This window comes from Herpetosiphon gulosus (assembly GCF_039545135.1).
Classification (GTDB): domain Bacteria; phylum Chloroflexota; class Chloroflexia; order Chloroflexales; family Herpetosiphonaceae; genus Herpetosiphon; species Herpetosiphon gulosus.
In genome coordinates this window covers 141,413-161,467 of sequence record NZ_BAABRU010000010.1, presented here as the reverse complement: position 1 = coordinate 161,467, position 20,055 = coordinate 141,413, and the positions used below count along the sequence as shown (strand labels likewise).

Here is a 20,055-nt window from a genome sequence, read left to right as displayed (position 1 = left end):
GAGTATAGCATGAACCACCGCTTGTAGCTTAACAAAATGATCAAAGCAGCCTACAATAGCACAAACATGCTGTGAGCAAAGGATGTCGCGACCATGGATTTAGCTGTTGCAATGCCCGCCAACCCGCTCGAAAAACCAGGCTATCGCCTAGACTTTCAGGATGAATTTGCTACCGAGCAGCTTGATCAAACTAAGTGGCTGGCATATTACCTGCCGCAATGGAGTTCGCGTGAGCGCTCAACTCCTCGTTATCAGCTTGCCAACCAGCACCTGATCCTCGAAATTCAGGCTGATCAAGCAGCGTGGTGTCCCGAATTTGATGGCCAAACCCGCTGCTCGTCGTTGCAAACTGGCGTTTTTGGCGGAGCCTTGGACAGTCCATATGGTCAACATCGCTTTAATCAAGCTTGTGTAGTGCGAGAGTTACAAGCTTCAATTCGCACCTACACCCCGCAGTATGGTTATTTTGAAATGCGAGCCAAAGCCACAATTGGCCCAAATAATGTCGTGGCCTTGTGGATGATCGGCTTCGAAGATCAGCCCGAATATTCCGGCGAGCTGGCAATTATGGAGATCAAAGGTTGGAACATTGGCACTGAGGGCTTAAAACTAGGTTATGGGGTACATCCTTGGGGCGATTCGCAGCTAACTGACGAGTTTTTTGAGGATGAAGTGGCGATCAATGTGAGCGATTATCATATTTACGCCGCCGAATGGACACCTAGCCAAATCGATATTTATCTTGATAACCGTAAATTGCGCACAATTCAGCAATCGCCCAATTATCCGATGCAATTTATGCTAGGCATCTATGATTTGCCTCAGCGTCAACCAAGCATCGCCCACTATCCACAGCAATTCGAAATTGATTATGTGCGAGGTTATCAGCGCATAAGTTAAGGGACTAGAGACTAGGGATCAGGGGCTAGGAAGTTTGCCAGTAATTTTTTTGACTCGCTGCATTGGGCTAGAAGAATTTACGATCAGTCGTTAAGGAGCAGATTTTGGCCTGACCCCTAACGACTGATCCCTGACCTCTGAACTTACAATTTTGAAAGAATCGAGGCCAAACGCCGTCGGAAAGGCAGATCAAACAACGGGCGCAGCACTTTGGGCGCATTCAACTGAAGCTGATCATGCTCTTGCTGCTTGGAGGCTTGATAGGCCAATAAAGCGCTGTTTTCAGAATTTTCGGTCAAGGCCTGCTCAACCACGGCCAATGCTACCTCGGCATCCTGCAAATCGCCCAGATAATCTTGGGCGGTAACTAATTGCTCAAGCAGCGATTCATGTTCTTCGGCCAAGGCGGCGCTAAATAGCTCAAGGGTGTAGCGCAGATGTTTAATTTCAATTCGCAGGCGGTGCAAACTCTCAACTGGCGCATCATTTAAGATCACGTCGTAGGCACGAATGCGCTCGTAGTGGCTCCAAACCGTGCTACCAACCCAATGGCGCACCAAACTGCGCTCAACCCGACCTTCGCTCGTATCGGCTTCACGCACTCCAACGCCTGCAGTGAGCACAAAATCGGTCAAGCGCTGGGCAAATTTGCTGGCTTTGCGGCTTTCCAAAAAGCTCAATAATTCAACCCGCGCCGCATCACGCTGCTGGCTGATCGACTCGATCAAGGGTGTATAGCCTGCTTGTTCTTCCTCAGGCAAGTCGGCGCGATGATCGTCGAGCTTACCCAAAAAGACATCGGCATCGCGCACAGCGCCTAACATACTGGCCCATTGGCGCAAACCCCGCCGTAATTTGGCAACAATTTCTGGTTCGTAGAGGGTTTCGCCCAAAATTGCCAAAATTGTACGCAAGCGACGAGTTGCCACGCGCATCTGATGCACACCTTCAGCATCATCGCCAACTACCGCGATTGGCCAAGCTTTATGTAATTTCAGCACATGTTTGGCCAAAATTGAGCGCCCAGCCTCGGCCAAATTGTTGGTTGGTTCCATTGGGGTGCGATCAACCGCTTTCTTGAGTTGGTCGAGATGCTCGGCATGGTTCAAGAGCAGCATTCCGCGCTGGCTCTTGGAGCGGGTTTCTGGCTCTAGCGGCAGTTGGGTGGTGTAAATTGAGGCCAACACCGCCAAATCGGCAGCAGTGCCCACGCCTTTGAGTTCGATTTCGATCTCATGGAACGGCAACGAACGCTCACCACTGACCAACGAGCCACGATCAAGCGCCAATTCGGCAATCTCTTGGCCATCGCGCTCGATCCGCCAGAGTCGTCGTCGATTGCGCACAGTCAGCATTGGCGATAATGGCTCGTCGCCAATTACTGCCTGAAGCGGCTCGCGAATCTCGCTGGGCCACAATTCAGGATGATCGCGCACATTCGGCGTAATTTCATGCTCAAATTCTTGGCGTTGATGGACAGCACCTTTAACTTTACCCGGCAGTTTCAAGGTTAGCCATAATTGTTGGTCAATCCGGCGGATGCGTAGCGTGTAGCGCTGTTGATCGAGTTGGCGGCTGGCGGTATCCAAAATGCTATCGCGAATTTCGACGGTTACCCGCTCGCCAAGGCTACACGGTGCGATATTGATGGCTTCAAGTTGTTTGGGGCGAATCGGTTGCGTTGCGCGGTATTTGGCTTCTTGTTCCATGGATCATCTCCGTGACAACATCATCCATCAGTCAGTATAGCATGGGGCTTGATTTGAGCATAGAGCAAAATATCCCCCCAAAGGGTGAGATGATTAATACATCCATAATGGGATAGGTTGCGAATATCTACACAAGAACATCATACATATTATTGATGTTTGAACATACTTCTTGTTAGGAGGGGCAACGTATGAACATGTCACGACGCGGATTCTTGAAAGGTGTCGGTGGTGGAATTGCGGTCGCAAGTTTTGCATCAATGTTCGGTCTGCATGATGTTTCAGCAGCCGATTACAACGCTCAAGCCCATGATGCCAAAGATACGCCACTGACGATTGTGTCGTTAGCCGCTACCGCTGAACGTCTGGCAATCACCTCGTATTACAACACGATCAAGGGCAATCCATTTGGGCTATCCGAAGCAGAATTATTGTATTTGAAGTATGCGCTTAGCTCAGAATTGCATCACCTTGAGGTTGTCGAAGGCTTCGGTGGTAAGGCGCTGACCGATAAGTTCTATGTTCCAGCCAAGTTCTTGAGCGATTTTGGGGTCAACACCAATACCTTTATGGCAGCTGAAACGGCCTTTACTGGCGCATATTTGGCAGCAACTCGGCGTTTTGCTGAGCTTGGCGAACCACGCATCGCCGCCACAACCGCCCAGCATGCCGCAACCGAAGCTGAACACTTGGCAATCACCCGCGAGCTTGGTGGCTATTTGCCAAATCCAAATACCTTGCCCGCCCCAATCTACTACAACGTTTCCGATGCAGTGCCAACGCTTGGGCCTTTCTTACAAGGCGGCGCAGGCTTCATCGGCCCAGTCGATTACCCAGGTGCCGATGCCGTGCGCATGTTGCTCGGCAAAGACATGGCCCTCAAAGTCCCACCATTCACGCAAGTCTTCTAGTTTGTAACAGTTGTCTGCGATCGTTGAGCTACTGCGCTCTTTGATCCGCCATGCGCTTGGTTTCCAGTGAGGCTGGCTGCTGTTAGGGTGGCCAGCTAAACTTGCTTAATCTATATCATTTCCAAATGTTTACCATGTAATTGTAAGATAGGAAGGTGATTGATATGTCAAAACGTGTCATGCTGATTTTAGGGTTATTGCTGGGGTTAACCCTTTGGCCCAAAGCGGCCTCAGCCCATGAAGTTTGCTTCCCCGAAGATCAAAGCCCCCACTGTTTGAGCGACCCATTTAGCGATTATTGGGAAGCCAATGGTGGTCTGCCCGTTTTTGGCTATCCAATCACCACGGTCAATCGCGAGCAAAACCGCGAAACTGGCAAAGTCTATCGCACCCAATGGATGGAGCGCAATCGTTTTGAGTTGCATCCGGAAAATACTGGCACACCCTACGAGGTTTTGCTGGGCTTATTGGGCAAAGATCGCTTAGCTCAACTGGGCCGCCAACCTGATCCAGCAGAATCTGGGCCAAAGGCTGGGTGTTTGTGGTTCAAAGAAACTGGGCACAATGTCTGTGATCAAGGCAATGGGATTGGTTTCAAAAGCTATTGGCAAGCAAATGGCTTGAAAATTGATGGCTTGGATGCTTATGCCCGTTCGTTGCAATTGTTTGGCTTGCCCTTGACTGAGCCAAAAATGGAGCGTAACAGCAGCGGCGATTTGGTCGAAACTCAATGGTTTGAGCGTGCCCGCTTCGAGTGGCATCCCAATAATCCCAATAATTTCAAGGTATTGTTGGGCTTGCTCGGCAAAGAGGTGCGCGGAACAACCCCACCAACTGCCCCGCCAACCACTTCACCACCAACTACCGCCAACTGCACCATGAACGCGCCAACTGTCGCCGAAGGCGCACAGGCTTGGGTGGTCTATCCCGAAATCGCTAGCAATGCAACTCAAACGGTCTGCGTGCGCTTGACGATCAGTACCAAACCTAAGAGCGGGGCAACTGCCACAGTCGAAATCGATTTGGCCAGCGGAACCCAATCGCTAATTGGCTTGACTGATAGCAGCGGCATTGCCACGATTCAGTTCAAAGTTGGCAGCCAATCAAGCGGGCGGCGCAATGATGTGCGGGCCAGCTTCAGCACAGGCCAAACTGCTACAACCAGCTTTGTAATCAAATAAGTTTGGTGATATTGAGCGCGTTGGGTAACTATCCAACGCGCTAGGCTTGGAGATTTGGCTCATCCAAAACTTCGGCCAAATCGAGTAATTCTGGCTGGCTATATTCCATACCGCTAAACCAAATGCTCCACACCTGACCTCGACTGCGCCATTGCTCAACACAGCTTTGAGCGATTTCGCAAAAAATTTGCCAAGCGCCGTGATCATGGCGGCACAATTGGTTGGCCTCATAGAAAATAATAATCAGACCTGTTGTTTCCAACCAGCTTAAATCATTTAACGCTTCTTCGAGCGCATCCCAATTATGGCCAACATAGCTGGGAAATTGGAGCGCCTGACCACAGGCATGCAGCAAATCGGCCTTGCTACTAATTTCACGGCCATCAAGCTCGATAATGTGGAGTTGATGGTGTTGTACGCCCATCAACAAACGGGCGATATGCGAGGCTTGTACCCGATACAAACCCGATTGAGCGGGATCACGGGCTAGATTATTCAATTTCATTGGCGTACTCTCCGAAAACTTGCATAATGATCGTCGGTGTAATACAACTCGCCACTATCGCCAGCCACAATTCGGCGTGCCCCGCGATCGGCTGAGCCAGGCGTTTCAACGGTATATTCTCGATAGTAGCCACGTGGTTTGCTCGGCAAAATTTGCTCACGATTGTTGAAAATTGCTCCATCTTTGCTATAGGGAAACGGCCCGCCCTGCTCGATCAAGCGAATTGTATCTTGGGCTTGAATTGGTAAATCGCCAAACGCCACATAGCGTAATCCAGCTGAATCGCGCTCAGGCGTGCGGGTAGCTCGGGCGGTGGGCGCAATCGTCGGGCTTGGCCGTGGTCGGGTGGTCGGTTTGGCGGTTGGTATGGCCGTCTGACGGGGTCGGTTGGTTGGTTTGGCGGTTGCCACAGCAGTTTGGCGTGGTCGGCTGGTGGCTTGCTGCGGTGTACTCGATGGCAAGCCCCGCGAACTGATTTCAATGGTTGCAGTGGGGGTTAGGCTGGGCGATTGATCGGTACTGGGCAGATTGTTGAACCAAATCAAGCCGATTAAGATAATCAGGCCAAGGCCAAACTCCAAACCGCGACGTAAACGGGTTGACATTGCTATTTCCTCGCAAAAACACCCGACCGCACAGGCAGATCGGGTGTTGTAGTATGATGCTGATTGTCGTTTAGGGCTTGATGCCTACTGCTTCACAAGCGGGTACTAATTTGACCGGACAAAGTTGTTGCGGCGACCAAAAATTGTCGCTAACAATTGTATCTTTGACCGTGGCTTTGGTGACCACAACTGGATTGAGCAAAATCGCTGGGACATCCATAATCCCATTGGCAACCGTGCGATTGTTGACCAAGTTGGTTGGGATGGGCTGTCCAACCATCAAGGCATGAGCGATTTTGGCAGCCGCCTCGGCTTGAGGCCGAATTGCCTTATATACCGTCATATGCTGCTCACCAGTAATGATCCGTTGCACGGCGGTGAGTTCAGCGTCTTGGCCCGTAATCAAGGGCAATGGCTCAAGCTTGGCTGCTTGCACAGCGGCGAGAGCACCGCCAGCCGTACCATCGTTGGCCGCATAAATCCCGTCGATCTGATCGCCAGATGCTAGCATACGTTCAACGTATTGCTGCGCCTCGGCGGGCTTCCAATCGGGCGTATCAAACTCGCCAATAATCGTCAATTTGCCAGCAGTCACTAATGGATCAAAGACCTTTTTGGCTCCACGCTTGTACTCGCTGGCATTGTTATCGCTCAACGAGCCGTGAAGTAGCAGAATTTTGGGATTACTCAAGCCACGCGCTGCAAGGCCTGCAATCAAACTTTCGGCTTGTAATTCGCCGATTTTTTGGTTATCAAACGAGATATAGGCCGTAACTCCAGGTGAGTTAAGAATCAGCCGATCATAGGCCACAACTGGAATCGATTGCTCAGCAGCATGATCAGCAATCGTGCGAGCATCGACCGAATCAACTGGATCAAGCACCAACACCCGTGCGCCAGCCTTGATCGCCTCTTCGGCTTGCTGTTGTTGCAAGGTTGGATTGTTTTGGGCGTTGTAGTACAACACCTGACAATCATTGCAGAGCAAATTCATCTCGCGCTCGAACCATGGGCGATCCACTGTTTCATAGCGTTTGGTGGTTTGCTCTGGCAACAACAGCGCAATAATTTTGGCCTTGGGCGCTTCCGCTCCGCCACATCCAACGAGCACCAGCAAAAGTACCAATAGCACAAACCTGCGTTGCATAGCTAAAACTCCTTGTGCATTGGCGGACGCTGGCTTCGTTTAGTGGGCAGCGGTATCCAACAACTGCTCGCTTAGCTCAACGAAACGGTCAATATCGGCCTTGATGATGGCCAAACTTGCCCGCCAAAAATCGGGGGTCCGAATATCAATCCCAAAGCGTTCGGCCAAGGTTGCTGCGTCATGCTTGCCCGAAGCCGCCAATAAATCATCGTATTTGGCGCGAAACTCGTCGGGTGATGCCACATACTGGGCATACAAGCCCAAGCCAAACAACAAGCCAAACATATAGGGATAATTGTAAAATGAGCGTTCAGGGCTGTAGTAATGGCCTTTGACTGCCCACATATATGGATGATAGTACTGTTCGTCCAAGCCATCGCCATAGGTTTCAGCTTGAGCTTTGAGCATCAGCTGATTAATTTCCTGCACGCTTAGCTCGCGTGCTTGACGGGCTTCGAACAGGCTTTGCTCGAAAATAAAACGGCTGCTGATATCGACGACCAACTGGCAGCTATTTTGCAACGACGATTCGATGATCGCCAACTGAGTAGCAGCATCAGCCTTAGCCAAAGCGGCATTGCGCACAATCGTTTCGCAGAAGATGCTGGCAGTTTCCGCCAAGGTCATCGGAATTTGGCGCTGCAACGGCGTTGTTTCAGCTAAGTTAAGGTTATGATAGCCGTGACCTAACTCATGTGCAAGGGTGCGCATTCCAGCAAACGAGGGCTTATAGTTGCTCAAAATGCGTGATTGATCGCCAACCAAACGCATACAGAATGCTCCATCACGTTTGCCAGCCCGTGGCTCAGCATCGATCCAGTTTTCGTCGAAGGCGCGAGCAGCATAATCGCGTAAGCGTTGCGAATAGCTGCCAAAATGCTCCAAAATAAAAGCTTCTGATTCGGCGTATTCCCAGGTGCTCACATCGCTGCCAATTGGTGCGAAGAGATCGAACCATGCCAAACGTTCGCTGCCCACCAACCGTGCTTTGGCCTGCAAGTAGCGCCGAAAATCTGGGAAGGTTTCACGGGCGGCGGTTAGCATTGCATCGAGGGTTTGGCGATCAATATTGTTATCCGCTAGTGCCTCATCCAAAGCGGTAGCCCAACCACGATGGCCTGCCAAGGTGTTAACTTGACCTTTGATGCTGTTAATTGCCGCAGCCATGGGCGTTTCGACGGTCTTCCAGCCAGCCAATTCAGCCTCATAAGCGCTACGGCGAACTTCACGATTTGGATCAAACGCCAAGTTGCGGACCATACTCATCGGCATATGCTTGGTTTCGCCATCAAGCGTCACTGGCACACTAAGCTGCGAGCTAACCACCGTGTGCAATTTGCTCCAAGCGCTGCCACCGCTCAAATTGAGTTCGACCGCCAACACTTCTTCCGCAGGCGACATCAAGTGCAAAGCCTCTTGCTTGGTTTTGTGCAAAATAAAGGCATGCTCAGCGGCCAAGCTTGATTGGGCAATCAATTGCTCAATATCCAAGCCACCAATCCAAGCCACCCAGCGCAGCCCCAACTGTTGCAGTTGCATGCCCAATTGTTGCATTTCGCTAAACCGCGCTTGGGCTAGCGTATCACGGGTGTCGGTGGCGACAAAGCCCATCACATAGCTAAAATTGGTCATCATCGCATCTTGGGTTTGGTTGAAGGCCTTGGTTACGGTTTCAAAGGTCGCGATGGTGGCTGAATCAAGCACTTGGGTTTCACTACGTTGGATAGCAGCTTGATCAAACAGGCTTTTGAGATCGCTCACTTGTTGCTTGATTCGTTGAAAGCCTTCGGCAAATTCAGGCGAGTCGAGGCTGGGGTAGACAACTGAAAGATCCCAGTGTGGGAGCGTTTGGGTAGTCATTTGGCTGATCCTTTCTCATCAACAACCCTAAAAAGCCGCAACGCCCCGCTAATTAGCGTGGGCGTTCGTTTTGTGGTTCATTTCGGAAGTTGGGCAAGACTTGACGGGTGGATACTTGATACCAATTGGCAATGCGCCGGAAGCGATCGCTATGGCGATAGAGCACTTCGGCTTGTTGGTTGATTGGAGCCAGACCGAGCACCTCGATTGATGGCCCAACCTGCTGCTCCAACAAAGGCTGATAGAGCATCACCGAGGGTGCGAGTGCCAGCCATTTGGCCTGAAACTCAGCATACAATTCGCGGCGGGTTTCTTGGCTGGTAGTTTGGCGAGCACGCACCAACAAGTCATCAATTGCTGGGTCTTCGAGGCCAGCAAAGTTGGCGGCGTTGACCTGCGACGAATGCCATAGCTCATAAACATCAGGGTCGCTACCTAAATTCGACCAACCATGAATTGCCAAATCGAAGGTATGTTGGCTGAGCGTATCTTGCAAATTGCTGCTCGGAACCAATTGCAAGCTGCTTGAAATGCCGACCGTGGCTAATTGGGCTTGAATGCGTTCGGCGATGGCGCTACGTTCGGGGCTATTGGCGCTGACCAAATCGAAGCGCAACAATTGGCCCGCTTTACGCCGCCAACCTTGCTCATCACGCTGCCAGCCTGCTTGATCAAGCAAACCATTGGCGCGACTCTGCTCAGCATCATCAATATAGCCTGTCAAGCCTTCAGCAACCGCCCACGACGAAGGCAAAATTGGCGAATTCAAAGGCAACGCACGATTTTGCAATACTTCGGTAATCAGCGTAGCTGGGTCAACTGCATAATCGATGGCTTGGCGCACTCGTAAATCATCAAGCGGCGGACGACGCAAATTAATCGTCAAGACCACATAATCGGCCAAGGGCGCACGTACCTGGCGATAGCCAATCGGCAACGGTAATTCGCCTTGTTCAGTCACATCGTAGGCGAAGGCATCGACCAAATCACGGCGCAGCGCTTCGTGAGCAGCTTCCATGGTTGAATAAAGCCGAAACTCCAGCCGCTCCAAGTTGGGGCGACTATTGGGAATATTTGGGCGATAATCGGTGTTAGCCAATAGCTCGATTAAATTGCCATCGCGTTGACCAAAGCGAAAACTGCCAGTACCAACTGGTTGCTGATTCCAGGCTTGCCATTGGTCGGGCGTGGCATTGCGTAACAGATGCGCTGGCAGAATTGGCACAGTCAGTTGATTGAGGAAGGGCGCAAACGCAACTGGCAAATTGAAACGCACAGTTTGCGGATTCAACGCCGTGACGGCGATATTTTGCCAAGCCAACTTGAGGCTGGGATCGCCATTAAATTGTGGGCTTTTGATCCAGTCGATCGTCCAGATCACATCGTTTGCCGAAAAAGGTGTGGCATCGTGCCAGCGCACATCAGTGCGCAAAGTCATGGTATAAACCAGATTGTTGTTGCTGACCTGCCAATTTTCGGCGAGATCAGGCACGACCACGCCAGTTGCCTCAACGCGGGTCAAGCCTTCAAACAACAAAGCGCTTAAATCGGCCTCGGCACGGGTTTGGGCACTACCACGCAATGGGTTGAGATCGTTGACCTCGCCAACCAAAGCCTCGCGATAAACCCCGCCAACGCCTGCCTCGCCGCCTGCTGTTGTTGCTAGCGCGAGGTGCGCCAACAACAACAAAACCAGACTAGCACAAACCAACGTGGCTCCAATTTGCCAACGAATACGTCGAACCATACGCTTATACTGTTAATAAGAAGGGATGCACGAGTGCTAAAATAATTAACACGCTGGCGATCACAATCGTTACATTAAAAAGGGTCTTTTCAACGCCGCGGCGGGTGCGATAGGTGGCTGAGGTGTTGCGGCCACCCAAAACGCTCGCGCTATTGCCTTTGGCTTGCAAAAGCACCAACGTAATCAAAGCAATTCCCAAAACAACTTCTGCCGAAAACAAATACGTTTGCACCTGGTAAACCTCCACAGTTGGCTGTGTCTAGTTAATTGTCAATAGATCGCTATTATAAACCAAGAATATAGAACGAGGGATCGGGGGTCAGGGGTCAGGGGCTAGGGATCAGATTAGGTTTTGATTATTCCAAACCATCCCCGATAGCCAATAGCCTTCAGGCGATAGCCTCACACCTCTGCGTTAAATTCTGATCCTCGATCCCCAACAACCCATCCCCGATTAAAAACAACTCCCTTGCCCAAAGAACTGAGCAAAGGAGTTGAGTACTAATGAAATTTAGCGATTTTTGGCCCATTTGCGGTCGCGGCGGCGTTCGTCGGTATTGAGCAAACGCTTGCGAATCCGCAAATGCAGCGGGGTTACTTCCAACAATTCATCGTCGGCAAGGTATTCAATACAATCGTCGAGCGACATATTGCGCGGCACATCGAGCCGTAACGCATCATCAGCACCTGATGAACGCATATTGGTCAGTTGCTTTTTCTTGCAGGCATTGACTTCGAGGTCTTCGTCGCGAATGTGCTGACCAATGACCATGCCTTCGTAGACATCAACCCCTGAGCCAACAAACAATTGGCCGCGTTCTTGGGCGCTCGATAAGCCATAGCTGCTAGTTACGCCTTGCTCCCAAGCAACCAACGAGCCAAATTGGCGGGTTTGCACATCGCCAGCGTAGGGTTGATAGCCAGCAAACAAGCTGTTCATAATACCTGTGCCACGGGTTGCGGTGAGCAATTGTTGGCGGAAGCCCAACAAACCACGGGTTGGCACATGGTAAACAAATTGCACAGTGCCCGAATCGCTGACCCGCATATCGCGCATGGTACCACGGCGCAAGCCCATCAATTCGACCACCGAGCCTTGATAATCGGAATCAACTTCGATTTCGACCAACTCATATGGTTCGTGGCGCGTGCCATCAACATCTTTATAAATCACTTCGGCTTTCGAGACTTGGAACTCATAGCCTTCGCGCCGCATATTTTCGATCAAAATTGCCAAGTGCAACTCGCCGCGACCACTGACGCGGAAGGTATCGGCATTGTCGGTATCTTCGACCTTCAAGGCCACGTCGCGCTCAGTTTCGCCATACAAGCGTTCGCGAATTTTACGTGAGGTTACCAATTTGCCTTCGCGACCGCTGAAAGGGCTGGTATTCACGCCAAAGGTCATCTGAACGGTTGGTTCTTCAACCTTGATTGGTGGCAAGGCAACTGGGTTATCTTTATCGGCAATCGTATCGCCAATCCCAGCGTCGTTGATCCCAGTCATGGCGACGATATCACCAGCAGTGATTTCATCGACTTCGACCCGTTCCATACCGTAGTGGGTGAAAACTTGCACCACTTTGGCTGGCTTGGGATCTTTGCCTGAGGCGATGTGGGCAACCGCTTGACCCTTGCGAATGGTTCCGCTATTCAAACGGCCAATAATGATTTTGCCTTTGTAATCGTCGTACATGGTTGAAGTGACCAGCAATTGGGGCGGGCCATCGGCATCAACATCGGGGGCGGGCACATATTGCAAAATCGTTTCAAACAGTGGGGTCAGCGAATCTTGCATCGCGTGGGGGTCATGGCCAGCGGTGCCGGCAATCCCGCTTGCATAAACAATTGGAAATTCAGCTTGTTCTTCGCTTGCGCCCAAGTCGATGAACAAATCGAAAGTTTCGTTGACTACATAATTAGGGCGAGCGCTAGGACGATCGACTTTGTTGACGACAACAATCGCGCGGTGGCCTTGTTCGAGAGCTTTGCGCAGCACGAACTTGGTTTGGGGCATTGGGCCTTCAACCGCATCGACCAACAGCAACACGCCATCGACCATGTTCAAAACCCGCTCAACCTCGCCACCGAAATCGGCGTGGCCTGGCGTATCGACAATATTAATCCGCACGCCGTTATATTCAACAGCGGTATTTTTGGCCATAATCGTGATCCCACGTTCGCGTTCGATGGCGTTGGAGTCCATCACCCGTTCAGCGACTTGTTGGTTCTCACGGAAAATCCGACTTTGCTTCAACATGGCATCAACCAAGGTCGTCTTGCCGTGGTCAACGTGGGCAATAATTGCGATATTGCGTAAATCAGTTCGTTGCATAACACACCAAAAACCTCGACCACAGGGGCCGAGGTAGCTCATTCAAACGTCAGCATGGCTATTGTACCACACGTTGTTTCGTTAATTCGTTCGCAAGGTTGGTTGGCGATACTGCACATACAACCAACACAACCCGTGCCAATCGGTTAAACAACTCGGCGGGCCAACCCAGCCCGCCGCCCGAGCGGCTCTCCGCAACCACTCAGACCTACCTTCATGTCTCCAGCACCAAAGTAGGCAGCATCTGTTTTCCAGCAATAAGCATACCGCTAGTTATCCGATATCGTTATCGGCTCTAAGACTGATTTGTTGGTTGATGCTTGATCATTAGCATGACTTTGAGCAGCCGTTCGCGATCCCATAGCACAACGTCATTTGCTTTAGCCAAAACTTGGGCCTGTTTTGTATAGTGGCTATTAGTTATAACAATCGCTCCTTGGCAGTTATAGACTTTTTTGGCAGCGACAGCCTCTTGAATTGCTTTTACTCCAACATTTTTTGTATAACGTTTGGCCTGAATGACGGTGCGGCTTTGATCTTTTTTGATGATTAAATCGGCTCCATAATCGCCAGATTTGCCAGTATGTTCAATTTGGTAGCCATATTGGCGAAATACTAAACCAAGAAAATGCTCAAATTCAGTTCCGCTCATCCGATCAACATCAACCATGCCTGAACGTAATAGTCGCCTACGACGAATAAACACTTCTAGAAAACTTACAATAATTGTCAGGATAATAATTCCTACTGAAATAATAATCAACCATCGGCTAATAGTATTCCATGATTCTGGAAAAATATTCATCATGACTCCTTGTATTTATAGCGTTGATTTGGATCGATCAACATCCTGCGGGGGTAGGTTTTTAATCAAGAAACCATAACCTCTAAAATCAGCCTAAATACCCCTCGCTCAATTGTTCAGGATCATGTTAAAATGGTGCTATGAGTATATCGTCAGCCTCAACACCAATTGGCGACGTGTTGCAGCAAATTGCCCAACGTTTCGCCCAAAGCAGCCGATCGCCTCTTTTAAGAAGTGGTGAATTAGCCTTGCCTGATGCTAGCACCCAACCGCTGCCTTTGGCTCCGGAGTTGGCAGTAGCTTGGCGGGCCTTGCTCGGCGAGACGGGCTGGCCCTGGCAAGCTGAGGCATTGGCGACCGTGCGGCGTGGTTTGGGATTGGCCTTGGTTGCACCCGCGCCACTTGGCCCAGCATGTTTGTTGCTGTTGGCTGCCGAGCATGTGAGCGCCAATCAAGGCAGTTTGTTGCTGTTGGCTCCCGATGCTGCCAGCTTGCACGATTTAGCGCAAACGGCGAATAATATTGATGCCCTGCTCGGTGGTGGCTTTCCCCATTTAGTCGTTGAGCAAAGCACCCGCCCACCTCATAGCCCACCGCGTTTGATTTTGACCACCTCCACTACCTTGCATCAACGGATGTTGCGTTCGCACCATCGTGGGTGGTCGAATATTTGGCCACACCTCAATGGAGTGGTGTTGCCAGCCTTTGATCAAGCTAGCAGCACAATCTTTGGCCATTGCCGTTGGTTGATGCGGCGGATCGAACGCTTGCGCCCGCGTGCCCGACCATTGACGCTCTATGCCAGTTTAGCGCCAGTTGCCGAGATTGATGAATTACTAGCGCGAGTATTCGACCACTTGCCGCCGCTGGTGTATGCCAATACTGCCCGCATTCCCTTGACTTGGGCCTTGTGGCATGGTGGCACACAGCCAGTTGATGCAGCTTTGAAATTGGCCTTGGCGTTGCGTCAAGCAGGTTTAAGCGTGCAGCTTGATGCGCCCGATGGCTTAGAACGGGCAATGTTGGCCCAACGTGGCGCGGCCCAAGGCTTAAGTTTGGTGCCACGGGCGGCGGCTCCAGCTCATGTTTTAGTGATGTTGGGTGGCGTGAATGCGACTAGTCTGCCAAGTTTATTGGCTAGTGGTCATCGCGCCGTGGTTTTGGTGACTGATCAATCGATTGCCGCGCAAACCGCCTTGGCCCAACCAGCCTTGCTCACCCCAACTGTACCGCCAGCCTTGCCCGTGGCCACCCAAAACAACTACATCAGTAGTAGCCATTTGCGCTGCGCCGCCGAAGAACGGCCCTTACAACAAAGCGAAATCAGCGCTTGGGAAGTGAGCGATTTGGTCGAGCGTTTGACGCAGCGCAATCAGCTAGCCCAACTTCCCGATAGCCCAACATGGCAACCAGTCGCCAATTTGCAACAGCGCAGCGATATTTATGCCACGCTGCATCCAACTACAATTAGCGATGTGCCTGTGCAGATTGTTGATCACGAAGGCACCTTCTTGGCCGAACTTGATTCAGTGACAGTTGAGCGACGGTTATTTAGCGGCGCTAGTGTGCTCGGCGGGCGGGTGATTGGCTGGAATGATGATGGTTCGTTGGGTTTGCGTTTGCAGGATGTTGCGCCAACCTTGGCTGAACATCGCTGTAGCGTGGCGGTGCGCGAGCAATTTGGCCAACGCCCGCTCGATGGCGCACGCGCCGAAATCGAGTTGACGATTGGCCGTGTGGTGGCAACCGAGGAAATTGTGGCGCGGCGCAGTGTGGCTGATAATGGCAGCATTCGGCGTGTGCCGTTCGAGCCGCCGATTCAGCTTCAGTGGAATGCGCCAGCGCTCTGGTTGGCTGCGCCAGAAGCAGGGGCTGGCTTGGGCGAAATCCTGCTGGGCGTGTTGCCATTATTGCTGCACTGCCAGCCTGATGCCATGGTAGCTTGTCTTAGCGAACAACATTTGTATTTGGTCGAAGCCCAACCAGGCGGGCGCGGGATTGTTGAGCAGTTGTATAGCCAATTTGAGGCTTGGCTGCATTTGGCTGGCTTGGCGGCCCGCACCCTGAGCAAAGATCCGTTGTATGCCAGCTATGCACAGGCCGAATTGCGTTGGCTTGAAAAGATTTTGGTGTCACTCGCTGCCCCGTTACGCGCTGATATGCCACCCGAGCCAGCCCAAGTTGCACCGCCACGGGTCGAGCGGGCCAGCCGTCAATCCATGGTAATTAGCACGAACGATTTGAATGCCCGCCGCCGCGGACGTGGCAATGTATTTGCACTGCCCCGTTCGCTACCCAAGCAAGGCGAGGCGATCAAGCGTAGTCCAACTAATCCTGTGCCAAACCAACCAGCCTTGCCTGCTCAGCCCATGCGTTTAGCGGCCCAACAACCGCCAGCGAACAAACCAATTACCAATCAACGTCCAGCGGTGCGCAACGAAGCCCCGCCAGCGCCGCCTAGCCCTGAAAAAGCCAAGGCCAACCTAACCCGTCCGTCGCGGCGCAAGGCTAATGTTGGGCGCAATGAAACCCAGCGCTCAACTCAACCGTTGGTGCAGCCCAAAACGCCAGCACCAAGCAATCCCTTGCCGCCCGAACGTGGTTCGGTGGTGATGCCTGTGGCCAACGAGCCGCCGCCCTACGAACGGCCACCGTTTCAGCAACGTAACCCACCGGAAAAACCTGCGGCTCAACGCCCAATTTCGCGGCCTGCCCAACGCGAGAGTCAGTCTCAGCAGCCGCCAGTTCAGCGCGAGCAACAACCAGCACGACCGTATCAGCGCAACGACCAGCCGACCAAGCCGATGCCACGCGAAAATCAGCCGCAGCGGCCAGTTCAGCGTGAGCAACAACCAGCGCGACCCTATCAGCGCAATGATCAGCCAACCAAGCCGATGCCACGCGAAAATCAGCCGCAGCGGCCAGTTCAGCGTGAGCAACCGCCAATTCAGCCAAACTTGGCCGAACCAGTGCGGCCATATCAACGTAACCAGCAACCAGCCAAGCCCGTGGAAGCCACTGCTGATCCGCAGGCTATGCTCGAAAAAGCGCGGCGTTTACGGGAACAACGCGAAGCTGAAGCGCGGGTAGCGCAGCCAATCACGCGGCCAAGCACCAACCAAGCTGCCGAGCCAACCGAATCGCGCTTCAAGCAAGGCGATCGAGTACATTGTGTGCCCTACGGCGAGGGCGTGGTGCAAAAAACTCGTATCCGCGATGGCCGTGAGCTATTGCTGGTACAATTTCCAGAGCTAGGTGATCTACGGGTTGATCCAGCAGTCAATGCTGTCCGCATCCTACGCCCTGAGATTCAAGCCGAAGACGACGAATAATTCAATCTGTGACGACGAAGCCACTCACCGCGACCAGCATTGTGCTGATCGCGGTAGCTTTGTTGGTCGCGAATAAAGGATACAACAATGCAAGCATCTAATGAAACCCACCTGATGGAAGTATGGGCACGCCAAGCTGGAGCCTATGCCCTTGATATTTTTCAGGATTATGCTGCCGCCGCGCCACGCCGCAAAGCCGATAATTCGTGGGTAACCGAAGTTGATGAAACAATTGAACAAATGCTACGCGAACAAATTGCCCAAGCTTTCCCCGATGATCTGATTATGGGCGAAGAGGGTGGCGGCCAAGCCAGCAATAGCGGGCGAATTTGGGTACTCGACCCAATTGATGGCACTGGTTCGTTTGTTAAGCGCTTGCCAGTTTGGTGCGTCTCGATTGGTTTGTTGGTCGATGGCTATCCAGCGGCTGGCTGCGTGTATTTGCCAGTGCTTGATGAATGTTATTTAGCAGGATTAACTGGCGATGCAACCCTCAATGGTCAAGTGATCAACGCTGAAAACCCTGATTTTCTGGATAGCCAATCGTGGATGGCCGTGCCGTCGAATGCCCATCGCCGCTACAAGATTACTTATCCAGGCAAAACCCGCTCGCTTGGCAGCACCGCCGCCAATGTTTGCTATGTGGCTAGCAGTCGCGCGTGTGCGGCAATTTTGGGCAACGCCAGTTTGTGGGATATTGCTGGAGCATGGCCGATTTTAGAGCGAGCAGGTGGTACGTTAGCCACATTTTCGGGCGGGCCATTCGATTGGCAACGTTTCTACCAAGGCGCATCGGCCAACGAGCCATTATTCGCTGCCAGCAACAACAATTATGCTAGTATGCGAGCAATGATCGACCTAGCTCAAGGCGCAATTTAATCAGCAGATTTGATCGCACCATGGTATCATAGGCCAGATTAAAGCCACCTCAGCGAAGGAACCAACTGATGGCTGATGTAACCCAGTTTGTGCGGCCTGATATTGCGGCGCTCGAAGCCTATACCCCAATTCAACCATTCGATGTGCTTAGCGAACAATTGGGCATTCCGATTGAGCAGATTATTAAACTTGATGCCAATGAAAATCCTTACGGGCCAGCGCCCAGCGTCACCGAAGCACTGCGCAATTGCCCGTTTTATGCAATTTATCCCGACCCTGATCAAACCCGTTTGCGGCGAGCAATTAGCCCATTTATTGGCCAGCCGATTGAACGGATTTTATGTGGCAATGGCTCAGATGAAATTATCGATCTGTTGATGCGGGTGCTGGTGCAGCCCAACGATGTGGTGATTGCCTGCCCACCAACCTTTGGTATGTATAGCTTCAATACTGGCGTGGTTGGCGGGCGGTTTGTGGCAGTGCCACGTGATACCAACTTTGATGTTGATATTGAGGCGCTGGCCGATGCGGTGCTGGAGCATCAGGCGAAAATGGTATTTTTGCCCTCGCCCAACAATCCAACTGGCAACCTTTTAGCCCGTGAACACGTCCTACGGCTATTGAAATTGCCAACAATGCTCGTGTTGGACGAAGCCTACGCCGAGTTTAGTTCGGGGAGTGTCGCCGATTTGGTTGGGCAACATCCCAATTTGGTCGTGTTACGCACCTTTTCCAAATGGGCTGGTTTAGCAGGGTTGCGCTTGGGCTATGGGCTAATTCCCGAGTGGTTAATTACCCACTTGTGGAAAATCAAGCAGCCCTACAATACCAATGTCGCAGCCGAAGTCGCGGTGTTGCAATCGTTGGCCGAAACCGAGGCACTTAACGCCCGCGCCAAGATTATGGTTGCTGAGCGAGAACGTCTATTTGCTGCCTTGCAAACAATCGACGGCCTTACGCCATTTCCATCGCAGGCAAATTTTATTCTGTGTCGGGTTGAGCGTGGCGATGCCGCCCAACTCAAAGCCGACCTTGCCAAACGGGGAATTTTGCTGCGTTACTATCGCAACCCAGAGCTTGCCAATTGTATTCGGGTGAGTATTGGCCTACCAGAACATCATGATGCCTTGCTTGCAGCGTTAGCCGATTTGGGTTATCGCTAAATTGCATTGACATCAAGGAACGCGGCGTGCTATCGTTGCCACAGAGTCTCATGATTGTGGAGTGATCGTTGTATGATTGCTTGTCCTGTCTGTAATGCGACCAACCAAACAGGTGCGTTATTTTGTGAAATGTGTGGGCATCGTTTGCCAACCGTGGCAGCGGCGGTAACCCCACCGCGTCCGGTTGCAGGTGGCGTTCAATGCCCAACCTGTAAGCATATTGCTACGCCTGGCGAGGCTTTTTGTGATGAATGTGGTACGCCGTTGAATGTTGGGGTTGCCGCTGCTCCCGCTGCTGTGCCAGTTGCACCTGCACCCGTTGCGCCGAGTGTTCAGCCCGCGCCGCAGCCTAGTTATCCAGCACCACAACCAATTGCCAATCCAGCACCAAGTTGCCCAAGCTGTCGTGCAGCGGTGATTCCTGGCGAAGCCTTTTGCGATAATTGTGGTGCTTCGTTGTTGGCAGGTGCACCTGCTGCCGTACCAGCTGCTCGGCCAGTTGCGCCCACGCCTGTACAGCCAAACTATGCGCCGCCAGTCCAAGCTGCTCCGGTTGTGCCAGCAGCACCAGTTTATACACCGCCAGCGCCAGTTGTGCCAACGCCACCAGTGGCAGTACCCGTTGCTCCAGCTGCGGTTGGCATTCAATCCTTGGCTGGGTTTGTGTTGGTAACGGCGGCAGGTACACGCATCAATCTGCCAGCCAAAGCCGAGATTGTGGTTGGTCGTGAAGATGCTGTTTCGAATAATTACCCTGATGTTGATTTAAACCCGCATAATGGCTTGGCCGATGGTGTTGGTCGTCGCCATGCCCGAATTTTTGTGCGAGCTGGCGTGGTGCAACTTGAAGATTTGGATAGCACCAACGGAACGACCGTCAATAAACAACGGCTCCAAGCTCGCCAAGTAGTTAATTTAAATGTTGGCGATGAAATTCGCCTTGGACGATGTGTGTTGCAATGGCAACGCTAGTGTG

16 protein-coding genes are annotated in these 20,055 nt (G+C 52.0%); 7 read left to right on the top strand and 9 right to left on the bottom strand.

The genetic code is table 11. From position 1 onward, the window contains the following. The first annotated feature begins 93 nt into the window (after window positions 1–93). Complete coding sequence (locus ABEB26_RS14985; RefSeq protein WP_345722843.1) at window positions 94–900, top strand: glycoside hydrolase family 16 protein; 807 nt, start codon at window positions 94–96, stop codon at window positions 898–900. Between the two features lie 143 nt (window positions 901–1,043). Here the strand turns inward: ABEB26_RS14985 and ABEB26_RS14980 are convergent, their stop codons facing one another. Beyond that, window positions 1,044–2,609 carry a CYTH and CHAD domain-containing protein gene (locus ABEB26_RS14980; RefSeq protein ID WP_345722842.1) on the bottom strand — a complete coding sequence of 522 codons (1,566 nt, stop codon included), beginning with the start codon at window positions 2,607–2,609 and terminating at the stop codon, window positions 1,044–1,046. A gap of 191 nt (window positions 2,610–2,800) precedes the next feature. On the opposite strand from ABEB26_RS14980, the gene ABEB26_RS14975 reads away from it, so the two are divergent. Together ABEB26_RS14975 and ABEB26_RS14970 are read left to right on the top strand one after the other, a co-directional pair. Further along, window positions 2,801–3,520 carry a twin-arginine translocation signal domain-containing protein gene (locus ABEB26_RS14975; protein WP_345722841.1) on the top strand — a complete coding sequence of 240 codons (720 nt, stop codon included), beginning with the start codon at window positions 2,801–2,803 and terminating at the stop codon, window positions 3,518–3,520. Between the two features lie 164 nt (window positions 3,521–3,684). Continuing rightward, window positions 3,685–4,701: a hypothetical protein gene (locus ABEB26_RS14970; RefSeq protein ID WP_345722840.1), complete on the top strand. Its 1,017-nt coding sequence runs from the start codon at window positions 3,685–3,687 to the stop codon at window positions 4,699–4,701. Between the two features lie 40 nt (window positions 4,702–4,741). On the opposite strand, the gene ABEB26_RS14965 is transcribed toward ABEB26_RS14970, so the two are convergent. From ABEB26_RS14965 to ABEB26_RS14930, 8 genes are all read right to left on the bottom strand, one after another. Beyond that, the gene (locus ABEB26_RS14965; RefSeq protein WP_345722839.1) at window positions 4,742–5,206 is read right to left on the bottom strand and encodes a barstar family protein; all 465 of its coding nucleotides are present in this window, start codon (window positions 5,204–5,206) and stop codon (window positions 4,742–4,744) included. Next, a complete protein-coding gene (locus ABEB26_RS14960) occupies window positions 5,203–5,811 on the bottom strand; it encodes a ribonuclease domain-containing protein (RefSeq protein ID WP_345722838.1) in 609 nt (202 codons plus the stop codon). Before ABEB26_RS14960 ends, ABEB26_RS14965 begins: the two co-directional genes overlap by 4 nt. Before the next feature lie 70 nt (window positions 5,812–5,881). Further along, on the bottom strand, window positions 5,882–6,958 hold the full coding sequence (locus ABEB26_RS14955; RefSeq protein WP_345722837.1) for a sugar ABC transporter substrate-binding protein: 1,077 nt from the start codon (window positions 6,956–6,958) through the stop codon (window positions 5,882–5,884). A 39-nt stretch (window positions 6,959–6,997) separates the two neighbouring features. Next, window positions 6,998–8,818: a M3 family oligoendopeptidase gene (locus tag ABEB26_RS14950; RefSeq protein ID WP_345722836.1), complete on the bottom strand. Its 1,821-nt coding sequence runs from the start codon at window positions 8,816–8,818 to the stop codon at window positions 6,998–7,000. A gap of 52 nt (window positions 8,819–8,870) precedes the next feature. Then, on the bottom strand, window positions 8,871–10,565 hold the full coding sequence (locus ABEB26_RS14945; protein ID WP_345722835.1) for a peptide ABC transporter substrate-binding protein: 1,695 nt from the start codon (window positions 10,563–10,565) through the stop codon (window positions 8,871–8,873). Window positions 10,566–10,569: 4 nt separating this feature from the next. After that, window positions 10,570–10,797, bottom strand: coding sequence for a preprotein translocase subunit SecG (gene secG, locus ABEB26_RS14940; RefSeq protein ID WP_012192206.1), 228 nt, complete (start codon window positions 10,795–10,797; stop codon window positions 10,570–10,572). Between the two features lie 279 nt (window positions 10,798–11,076). Continuing rightward, window positions 11,077–12,900 carry a translational GTPase TypA gene (gene typA / locus ABEB26_RS14935; RefSeq protein WP_345722834.1) on the bottom strand — a complete coding sequence of 608 codons (1,824 nt, stop codon included), beginning with the start codon at window positions 12,898–12,900 and terminating at the stop codon, window positions 11,077–11,079. Window positions 12,901–13,195: 295 nt separating this feature from the next. Beyond that, the gene (locus tag ABEB26_RS14930) at window positions 13,196–13,708 is read right to left on the bottom strand and encodes a restriction endonuclease (RefSeq protein WP_345722833.1); all 513 of its coding nucleotides are present in this window, start codon (window positions 13,706–13,708) and stop codon (window positions 13,196–13,198) included. A 137-nt stretch (window positions 13,709–13,845) separates the two neighbouring features. On the opposite strand from ABEB26_RS14930, the gene ABEB26_RS14925 reads away from it, so the two are divergent. The 4 genes from ABEB26_RS14925 (at window position 13,846) to ABEB26_RS14910 (ending at window position 20,051) form a co-directional block, all read left to right on the top strand. After that, window positions 13,846–17,037 (top strand): hypothetical protein, encoded by a 3,192-nt coding sequence (locus ABEB26_RS14925; RefSeq protein ID WP_345722832.1) that lies wholly within the window; start codon window positions 13,846–13,848, stop codon window positions 17,035–17,037. An 87-nt stretch (window positions 17,038–17,124) separates the two neighbouring features. Next, window positions 17,125–17,916: an inositol monophosphatase family protein gene (locus tag ABEB26_RS14920; RefSeq protein WP_345722831.1), complete on the top strand. Its 792-nt coding sequence runs from the start codon at window positions 17,125–17,127 to the stop codon at window positions 17,914–17,916. 68 nt (window positions 17,917–17,984) lie between these two features. Continuing rightward, window positions 17,985–19,079: a histidinol-phosphate transaminase gene (hisC, locus tag ABEB26_RS14915; RefSeq protein ID WP_345722830.1), complete on the top strand. Its 1,095-nt coding sequence runs from the start codon at window positions 17,985–17,987 to the stop codon at window positions 19,077–19,079. Window positions 19,080–19,151: 72 nt separating this feature from the next. Then, the gene (locus ABEB26_RS14910; RefSeq protein WP_345722829.1) at window positions 19,152–20,051 is read left to right on the top strand and encodes a double zinc ribbon and FHA domain-containing protein; all 900 of its coding nucleotides are present in this window, start codon (window positions 19,152–19,154) and stop codon (window positions 20,049–20,051) included. Window positions 20,052–20,055: the final 4 nt, after the last annotated feature.

Coding starts and splice junctions, on each gene's coding strand:
- ABEB26_RS14985 (WP_345722843.1), top strand. CDS start 94: ATGGATTTAGCTGTTGCAATGCCCGCCAACCCGCTCGAAAAACCAGGC.
- ABEB26_RS14980 (WP_345722842.1), bottom strand. CDS start 2,609: ATGGAACAAGAAGCCAAATACCGCGCAACGCAACCGATTCGCCCCAAA.
- ABEB26_RS14975 (WP_345722841.1), top strand. CDS start 2,801: ATGAACATGTCACGACGCGGATTCTTGAAAGGTGTCGGTGGTGGAATT.
- ABEB26_RS14970 (WP_345722840.1), top strand. CDS start 3,685: ATGTCAAAACGTGTCATGCTGATTTTAGGGTTATTGCTGGGGTTAACC.
- ABEB26_RS14965 (WP_345722839.1), bottom strand. CDS start 5,206: ATGAAATTGAATAATCTAGCCCGTGATCCCGCTCAATCGGGTTTGTAT.
- ABEB26_RS14960 (WP_345722838.1), bottom strand. CDS start 5,811: ATGTCAACCCGTTTACGTCGCGGTTTGGAGTTTGGCCTTGGCCTGATT.
- ABEB26_RS14955 (WP_345722837.1), bottom strand. CDS start 6,958: ATGCAACGCAGGTTTGTGCTATTGGTACTTTTGCTGGTGCTCGTTGGA.
- ABEB26_RS14950 (WP_345722836.1), bottom strand. CDS start 8,818: ATGACTACCCAAACGCTCCCACACTGGGATCTTTCAGTTGTCTACCCC.
- ABEB26_RS14945 (WP_345722835.1), bottom strand. CDS start 10,565: ATGGTTCGACGTATTCGTTGGCAAATTGGAGCCACGTTGGTTTGTGCT.
- typA (WP_345722834.1), bottom strand. CDS start 12,900: ATGCAACGAACTGATTTACGCAATATCGCAATTATTGCCCACGTTGAC.
- ABEB26_RS14930 (WP_345722833.1), bottom strand. CDS start 13,708: ATGATGAATATTTTTCCAGAATCATGGAATACTATTAGCCGATGGTTG.
- ABEB26_RS14925 (WP_345722832.1), top strand. CDS start 13,846: ATGAGTATATCGTCAGCCTCAACACCAATTGGCGACGTGTTGCAGCAA.
- ABEB26_RS14920 (WP_345722831.1), top strand. CDS start 17,125: ATGCAAGCATCTAATGAAACCCACCTGATGGAAGTATGGGCACGCCAA.
- hisC (WP_345722830.1), top strand. CDS start 17,985: ATGGCTGATGTAACCCAGTTTGTGCGGCCTGATATTGCGGCGCTCGAA.
- ABEB26_RS14910 (WP_345722829.1), top strand. CDS start 19,152: ATGATTGCTTGTCCTGTCTGTAATGCGACCAACCAAACAGGTGCGTTA.